This window comes from Chryseobacterium sp. VD8 (genome assembly GCF_037149975.1).
In the GTDB taxonomy this organism is placed as follows: domain Bacteria; phylum Bacteroidota; class Bacteroidia; order Flavobacteriales; family Weeksellaceae; genus Chryseobacterium; species Chryseobacterium indicum.
Window position 1 is genome coordinate 1 of the sequence record NZ_JBBCQL010000207.1, and the last position, 8241, is coordinate 8241.

The 8241-nt window shown below is 36.3% G+C and carries 4 protein-coding genes and 1 tRNA gene; 1 reads left to right on the forward strand and 4 read right to left on the reverse strand.

Annotated features, from left to right (window positions below; all coding sequences use genetic code 11):
• The 4 genes from WFK35_RS17935 to WFK35_RS17950 all read right to left on the reverse strand — a co-directional run.
• A partial coding sequence (locus WFK35_RS17935; RefSeq protein ID WP_336733729.1) for a hypothetical protein occupies positions 1 to 1530 on the reverse strand: 1530 nt, incomplete at its 3' end.
• Positions 1531 to 1544: 14 nt separating this feature from the next.
• Positions 1545 to 3401 carry a hypothetical protein gene (locus tag WFK35_RS17940; protein ID WP_336733730.1) on the reverse strand — a complete coding sequence of 619 codons (1857 nt, stop codon included), beginning with the start codon at positions 3399 to 3401 and terminating at the stop codon, positions 1545 to 1547.
• 899 nt (positions 3402 to 4300) lie between these two features.
• Positions 4301 to 4374 (reverse strand) — tRNA-Asn (locus tag WFK35_RS17945).
• Between the two features lie 880 nt (positions 4375 to 5254).
• Complete coding sequence (locus WFK35_RS17950) at positions 5255 to 5689, reverse strand: META domain-containing protein (RefSeq protein ID WP_214587664.1); 435 nt, start codon at positions 5687 to 5689, stop codon at positions 5255 to 5257.
• Between the two features lie 88 nt (positions 5690 to 5777).
• Here WFK35_RS17950 and WFK35_RS17955 point away from each other — a divergent pair, with 88 nt between their 5' ends.
• Entirely contained in the window at positions 5778 to 7979 is a 2202-nt protein-coding gene (locus WFK35_RS17955) for a S46 family peptidase (RefSeq protein WP_336690279.1), read from the forward strand.
• The last annotated feature ends 262 nt before the right edge of the window (positions 7980 to 8241 follow it).

Genomic DNA, 8241 nt, shown 5'->3' on the forward strand with positions numbered 1-8241 from the left:
ATCACTGTTGTAAACCAGAGATACGCTTGGCTGGAATCCTCCGATTCCTGCAGGAATTTCTATAGGATACTGTACATTGGCACTTCCCTGCTGATTAGGGGTAGGCGGAGAAATAAGGTTAATCTTCGATCCCGGATTGGCAATAGGCATATCATCAAATCCTGTAGGCGCTGAAGCACCAGTTTCCGGGCTTTCCGGTTGTCTGGATACTCCTGCTATATAACGAGCCTGTTTCAGCAAAGTATGCAGAACGATATATTTTTTAGCCGTATTGACACTGTCTATATCTGCCTGAAGCCATCTTTTCTGTTTATAATCAAACGTAAAGGCAGCAATATCTTCTTCCTTATATCCTTTGGGAAGCTTATCCTTATCATAAGGAAGATGAACCGTTACAGACCGGGACGTTTTGTTGGTGAGAAAAAAACCGGCATATCCGGAACTTACATTCACTGTTGAAAGATCCAAAGGCGGAAGATCAATGGTTCTTAATCCCGTCACAATACTGGACGCATCTTTATAAATAAGATTAACTCCTGAATCACGGTAAGAGTCTACGGAAGAAATATGATCCTCTCCTGATATATCTTTAACAATGTTTTCTTCTAAAACCGAAGCCTTATTCTGTATAAAAGCAACAGGAATTGAAAGATTCTCTTTTTTACCGAGAGACAGATATTCAAATTCATTACCTTTCAGGGCAATCTTTTCTCCCTGAACTTCAACAGCCGAAATTCCTGCAGAAGGATTGACATATCCTCTGATATAGCATACTTTATCATTGTATACTTTTGAAACAATTTCATATGCCTTGTGCGAAGCCGTTTTGTTTTCTACAATTCTTACATTTTTAATATGATAGTAGTCTCCTTTTCCTAAAGAATTAAACAATACTGTATTATTCCCTTTTTTCAGAAGACCGGCATCTATATTCTCAGAAACCTCACTCCATCCGGATTTTTTGTATTTTATATATCCCCCGACTGCAAAGCTCCCGTTGATACTTCTTGTGACTGAATTAATGTCTGAATAGCCGTCTACCTCATACTTTAATGCGTAGGACTTACCCGGAAGTATATTTCCCAGATACACATCAAAGATATTATCGGAAGCATCTTCATCTCTTTCACCATCCTTATTTCCGATCTCACCGATAAAGCCGGATTTCACAAGATTTGAATTGGTAAACGGAACTGCCGGATATCCCGCAGGGGTTATGAGTCGACCGGCATTAACCGTAAAGCCTTCTGACCATGCAGAATCTTTTTTATTTCCGGATAAAGAAGTAAGATCTGGAGTTTTGCCTGCCTTTAAATTCTCTCCTTTCAGGGAAGGCTTTAAGAAGCCGCAATCTATTTTGAAGGAATTTGCATATTCCTTATGGTTCTTTACATTTCTTTCACTCTCTGTATTTCTGTGGGAAACGGTATAAAAAGTCCAGCTGCACAACGACAGAACAATGGGTATGAAAACCGGAAGCATTTCAAGTTTTTTGTTCCCGGAAAATAATTTTTTTAAAGGACGATTCATGGTATTCGTGTTTTTTAATTAATAAGGAAATTAACGCCTTTTCCTTCCTCAGGAATAAATATTTTAATATTATAATAACCAACAACAGGAGGAATATTCATTGGAATGGTAAAGTCTGCTGAAGGTGGGTATTGCCCCTGTTTAATCAGAACACCCAAGCTGTTGAATATTTTTACGGTAAGTGGTTTAATGGATTTTAACTCCACCTTTACGGTGAGGTTTCCGTCATGGGACGGATTAGGAGACACACTGATTTTCTTAAATAAGGAAGTACTCTGTAAGGCATCATAATCTGCCTGAGTTAATACAGAAAGCGGTTTATTAACTTCACAGCCCAGTTTGTTTTTTATTTTAAGCTGATAGGTTCCCGTTCCGTTTAACAGGAAAGGAGCGGTACCGGTCGTCTGACCTGCCGGTGAAGTCAGAACATACTGATAGGAATCTGTATTTAGATCCAATTCTATAGGATTTCCCTGCCACACATAATGATCGTCAATATTCTGGTTAACAATACCTTCCAGATCAAATGTTCTTATAATATCGTTTTGTCCGGATTTCTGTATAATCAGCTTATAATTGTCCGGCAACAGATTATTAAAGACAATAGGATTGGTCGTTCCGGAAGTTGGAGCTACAATAACCTGATTACTGTTCAGGCTTTTTAGAGAATAGCTGAAAGGGAAAAGATCTGAAGGAACGGAAACCTTTACAATTCCGCTACCCAAATCAGTACAGGTGCTCACCATCTGGATATTCTGTTCGCTCTGGAAATCTTTAAGATTGAAAGTAAAATACTCGGTACCATCATGATCAATATCCCACATAATATCTTTAAAAACATACTTATCTCCGATTTTCTCTCCTAAGATATCGGTGGAAATATCATTCTGATAATTGCTTTCATTGGCAAATAGTCTTAATATAACCTTATCACTTGGAGAAAGCCCGGAAAGAGTAAGATAGAGATATGTTTTTACAGTCTGAGTTCCAGAATTTTTTACTTGCGCTTTCCACATTCTTAACATATCCCGTTTGGGATGCGCGGAAAGGAGATCGGCTTCTTTGAAGCTGAAAGACTGGTTATTATCTCCCCACAAAACGAAAGTCCCCTGATTTAAAGTTTCCGGATTCTGATAATTCGTAGCTTTTAAGGCATTTAAAGACATAATAATATGTTCATCTTCAGAATTTTTTGACTGCTTCTGATAAAGACCAAAAGCATCATCTCTTCCAATTCCTGTAATCCTGAAATTGTAATTCTTATTTTTTTTTGAATCCCACAGGATATCGCCTGCATAAGAAACATAATTTTTCTCTGAAATATCGTTTATAGTGATACCATACTTCACAGAAAGATAGGTTTCTATTTTTTGTTTGTCAATAGTGGAAAGATTATTATCGAACACTAAGATCTCAGGAATAAGAAGGGTAGGATCTGTTTTTTTATTCAAAAGAACAATCGGGTTAATTTTCTTGCCGGTATCGGTTTTGGTAAAAGTCAGGATTTTAGAACTTAACTGAGGGCTGTTTATCCTTAATGTATCTGAAAAATCATCAATCCCCAGACTGCTGATCACGGAACTTCCTATTTTTCCGTAGACCTTTTTATCCGTTCCTCCAAACTTATTGCTTACAAAAAATAAAGAGGGCTGGTTCAGGTTTCCGTCCAGTTTCTTAAAAAATGATCCATGAACAGGATCTTTTACCAGATGATAATTCATTAGCCTGCCGGTTAAGGTGTCTGTAGGAGCAATACTATCCTTTACATTGTTTTTGCGGAAAGAAAGTCCTGCAACACCTCCAAAAACGGTGGTTTGGGAAAACAGGAAACAAGATACAAATAAGGTTATTAGTGTTAATATTTTACTCATGATTCTGAAGTTTACAGGTTAATACATAGAAATTAGTTCAAAGTTTGCAATTCTCTTGGGCTCGTGCAAAGACCTAACTGGTCAAATGCTTATTACAACTAGTCAAATTCTTTTTGAGAAAAAAGACTGGTTGAATGCAGAAGCTGTTTCCAAGGGATTTTTTGTTGTGTATTTGAGAAACTACCCGAAGGGAAGCACAGAAAAAGGACCTCTGTATAATTTTTTTTCATATTTAATGTTAGTTTTAAAGTAGCTAATATACTGTTTTTGATTATTTTAAAGTCATCTTAAATAATTTTTTTTTCTCCAGATCGATTTTATTTGTATGTTAAACATTGTTATTTTGTTTCGTCATATTTATTTTTTGGGTTAAAGCGCATATTCGGAAATATCATTTTTTCTTTCTTTCACAAAGCTAATCTCCCGAAACGACAAAACTTGACGTATTGTATAAAAGATACATTTTTTTGAAAAATGTTGAAAAAATCATAAAGAAATCATTACAACGAAATTTTAAAATACTTTTCCATTCAATTGTAACTAGTTCTGATGACCTTATTTTTTTCTTTTTAAAAAATTCCGTCATAGGCTGTAGTGATCATCTGCAGATTCGGAAATATAGGAGTCTGTATTTTTAGATTGAGGAAAAATATCTTTTGGGATAAAAGATAGGTAATTAATATGGAATTTCTTTTCTACTGTATGTGATCAAAAAGTACCAATGCTACTGAATCTTTTAATTAGAATAGAGCTTGGGGAGTAAAAAGCAGAATATTTTTTCTATTCAGATGAGCTAACTTTTTGCATAGTCCTGAGATTTTGATACTGATCCGAAATAATTATAAAAACCTTTGATGAACCGGATAAAAAAAAGACCTACATTTCTGTAAGTCTTTTTGCTCCTCCTGCTGGGCTCGAACCAGCGACCCTCTGATTAACAGTCAGATGCTCTAACCAACTGAGCTAAGGAGGAATGTTCTATTGTTTTAGTAGTGCAAATATAAATGGAATATTAATATCAAGCAAATTTTTATTTTAAAAATAATTAAAAAATTCCTTTGTTAATGGGTGGTTTGAAGGTTATTTGATTATATGTCAGGTAATTAAAATAGAGGGTTGAGGCAAAACTTCTGTCGTGAAATTCAGTAAAAAAGAGGCTGTATTTCTGCAAATTTTTTTTGCTTCCCCTCTTTATAATATTTGGGGTTTGTTTATTTTGAATTTCATATATTGGATTGAATGACAATTATTTGTGAGGCTGAAATATTATTGTTTTCTACGAGTATTCGAAATGGTTTTAAGGAGTATTCGCCTTTATAAAATGTATATCAGAAGATATAAAAAGTTTGATAATAATTTTATGCCTGCAGTGTTTTAGGAATCTCAAATGAAATTCTGTCTGAAAATTCATCGATAAAGCCTTGTATACTTTCTGTTTTCGTCATTGGGAAGACCTTCCGATAATGATTGATTTAAAAATTTTTAGAAGGTTTTGCTGTAAGTATACCACACTGAGCGGAGCCAAAGCGTACAATGAAGCAAAAATACTTTCATAAAATTCTCCCGAAATCCTTCGACTGTTGTTCGGTGTTCCTTCGGAAAAAATCCCATTTTTCCGAAGCCGATCCGAAGAAGACCCGAACATGATCCGAAGAAATGGGTTTTCAAACCGGTCAAAACCGGTCAAAAGCAGTCAAAACCCGTCAATATTTTTTTATAATCGTGAAAACACAACGGAATGCTGTAATTTTAGTTCGTTAACCGGAAAAATTTAGAAAAGAATGAATGAAATTATAATAACTGAAAAGCGGAAAGCTTTAAAGTCAGTAAGGGTAATAGAAAATAAATTTAAATCAGTCCCAGTCTGCGGCAATGAATTTCATGCTGCTTCCCTGATCATTTTTTAAAGTCAGAAAATGTCCTTCCACTTTGTAATGATTCATTGTTTTAATATTCCGGGAGAAATCATTTTCCAGTTTCATATTCGGGCACGCCATTTCTGTGGAGGCAACTTGCGAAATTTTTAATTGACTCTCCTTTTTAAATTCAGATGTAAAAAACAGTTTATTGCATCCCATAAAGGCGGAAGTTTTTATTTTTCCGTTTTCAAGAGGAGAGGTAAGATCAATTTTAGCATTGCTTTTTATTAATTCTTCTTTAGAGTAACTGCCAAAAGAAACCAGCATCCATTCTCTCTGGATCTGTGGATTTTTTACGGCTGCGGAAGAGCAGTTTAAAACAAAACTCAGGCACAAAACTGTTAAAATTGCAGTGAATATCTTTTTCATAAGCCACCGGAATCCATTTTCATACCATTCTCAGACATCAGACAGTAAAAAAATTACTAAATTAGCGACACAAAAATTATTTTATAAAATGAAAAGAATATTACTACTATTCACTTTCCTTTTAAGTTTTGTCCAGATGAGGGCAGACGAGGGAATGTGGCTGTTAATGCTCGTGAAAAGACTGAATGGGGTAGACATGCAAAAAGAAGGATTGCATCTTACACCGGAAGAAATTTATTCTGTCAACAATTCGAGCTTAAAAGATGCAATTGTAAGCTTTGGAGGATTCTGTACAGGAGAGATTGTTTCTAATCAGGGTCTTATTTTCACCAACCACCACTGTGGATACGGTGCTGTAGCAGCAGCTTCTACACCGGAGAAAGATTATCTGAAAAACGGTTTCTGGGCAATGAAGCAGAAAGACGAATTCAATGCTAAAGATCTTTACGTGAGATTTTTGGTAAGAATGGATGATGCTACGCAAAGAATCAATTCTAAATTAAACAACAATATGTCCGCGGCAGAGAGAAAAGCTGTGATCGACGCTGAAACAAAAGCGATCCAGTCTGAAAACTCTGAGAACGGGAAATACACAGTAGTTGTAAGAGACTTTTTCAACGGAAACGAATTTTACTATTTTGTTTATCAGGATTATAAAGACATCAGATTGGTGGGAGCTCCGCCTTCTGCACTGGGAAAATTTGGAGGTGATACCGATAACTGGGAGTGGCCAAGACATACGGCAGACTTTACGGTTTTCAGAGTATATGCTGATGCAGCGGGAAATCCGGCGGAATATTCTCCAAGCAATGTTCCTTTAAAACCAAAACATTTCCTACCGGTTTCTCTGAAAGGTGTAAAGCCGGGAGATTTCTCCATGATCTTGGGATATCCGGGAAGAACCAACCGTTACCTGACTTCTTACGGAATTCAGCAGATGGTAAACAAAGACTATCCGGCTTGGGTTGAAGCGTCTAAATTAGCCATGGATGTAATGAAGAAGTACATGGATAAAGACAAAGGAACTCAGCTGAACTATGCTTCCCAATATGCTTCTGTAGCGAACTACTGGAAAAACAGACAAGGTACTATTGATGCCGTTATTAAAAACGGAACCATCACAGACAAGCAAAAAATCGAAGAAAGATTTAAAACCTGGGCGGTACAACCTGAAAACGTGGTTGAGTACGAAACAGTTTTAGAAGATATCGGACTTTATTACAAGCAGACTTCAGACAGAAATGTGGAGAGAATGTATATGACGCAGCTTTCCAGAAATTCTAAATATTTCGCACTTGCACTACAGGTAGGAAATGTTCTTCAGGCGTATGCAAAACAGGATATGGCAGGAAGACTGGCAATGAAGCCGAAAGTAGAGGCAGCATTGAAATCAGCCTACGAAAACATCAATATCAAGCTTGAAGGCGAAATGATGAACTCTATGGTAAACCTTTACCAGACAAGAGTAAACAAAGATGTAGCTTCTGAAACCATTATGGGACTGGATGCTAAAAATCTTTCGAATGTTGCTTACTCTTCAATCTTCGCCAACAAAACTTCTGCAACAAACTTTATGCTGAATCCTGATCCGTTGAAACTGGATGCAGATCCACTTTGGAAAATTGCAAACGGAATTATGGCAGATCAAAAAGCTTCTGCAGAAAGATTCGTAAAAATTGATGATAATTTTGCTAAAAACAACAGATTATTCTTAGCAGGATTAATGAAGGCAATGCCTGAGAAAAAATTCTATCCGGATGCAAACTCTACCATGAGATTAACGTACGGAACGGTAGATAAATTGCCGATCAGATCAGACAGAAACTACTTCGGAATTACCGATAACTATTATACTGACATGACGGGTCTTGTAGGAAAATACAAGAAAGGAGATGAAGAGTTTGATCTTCCGCAGAGAGTGATCGATCTTTATAACCTTAAAGATTTCGGTCAGTATGCAGATGCAAAAGGTTATATGCCGGTAAATTTCCTTTCCAACAATGATATTACAGGAGGAAACTCCGGTTCTCCGGTAATCGATGCAGACGGAAACTTAATTGGTATTGCATTCGACGGAAACAGTGAGGCTTTAAGCGGAGATATCGTTTTCGAACAGGAATGGCAGAAAACCATCAACGTAGACGTTCGTTTCGTTCTTTGGACGATCGATAAATACGCAGGTGCAAGAAGGCTTATCGACGAATTACAATTGGTAAGAGACGGTAATACTCCTGCAGATACCAAAACAAAAATGCCAAAAGAAGCTCCTGCAAAAGCAAAGAAAAAATAATCTTTAAACAGATACTGAAGCCGCGAAAGTTTACTTTCGCGGTTTTTTTATGCTGAATTTTTTATTACTTTAACCCGATCAAAAAATACATTATTAAAAAATGAAAAGTAAAATTTTCGGGGGCTTGCTGATATTTTTAGCATTATGGAGCTGTCAGAGAAAAGAAAAGGAGAGTTTAAAATATGGACAGGACAAAGATTCTTTACAAACGACTATAAACAAAAACAGTTTACGTACAGAAAAACTTTCGGAAAATGAAGTC

What these genes read in the sequence shown, in the direction of transcription:
- WFK35_RS17940 (WP_336733730.1), bottom strand. Translation starts at nt 3,401, where the DNA reads ATGAGTAAAATATTAACACTAATAACCTTATTTGTATCTTGTTTCCTG.
- WFK35_RS17950 (WP_214587664.1), bottom strand. Translation starts at nt 5,689, where the DNA reads ATGAAAAAGATATTCACTGCAATTTTAACAGTTTTGTGCCTGAGTTTT.
- WFK35_RS17955 (WP_336690279.1), top strand. Translation starts at nt 5,778, where the DNA reads ATGAAAAGAATATTACTACTATTCACTTTCCTTTTAAGTTTTGTCCAG.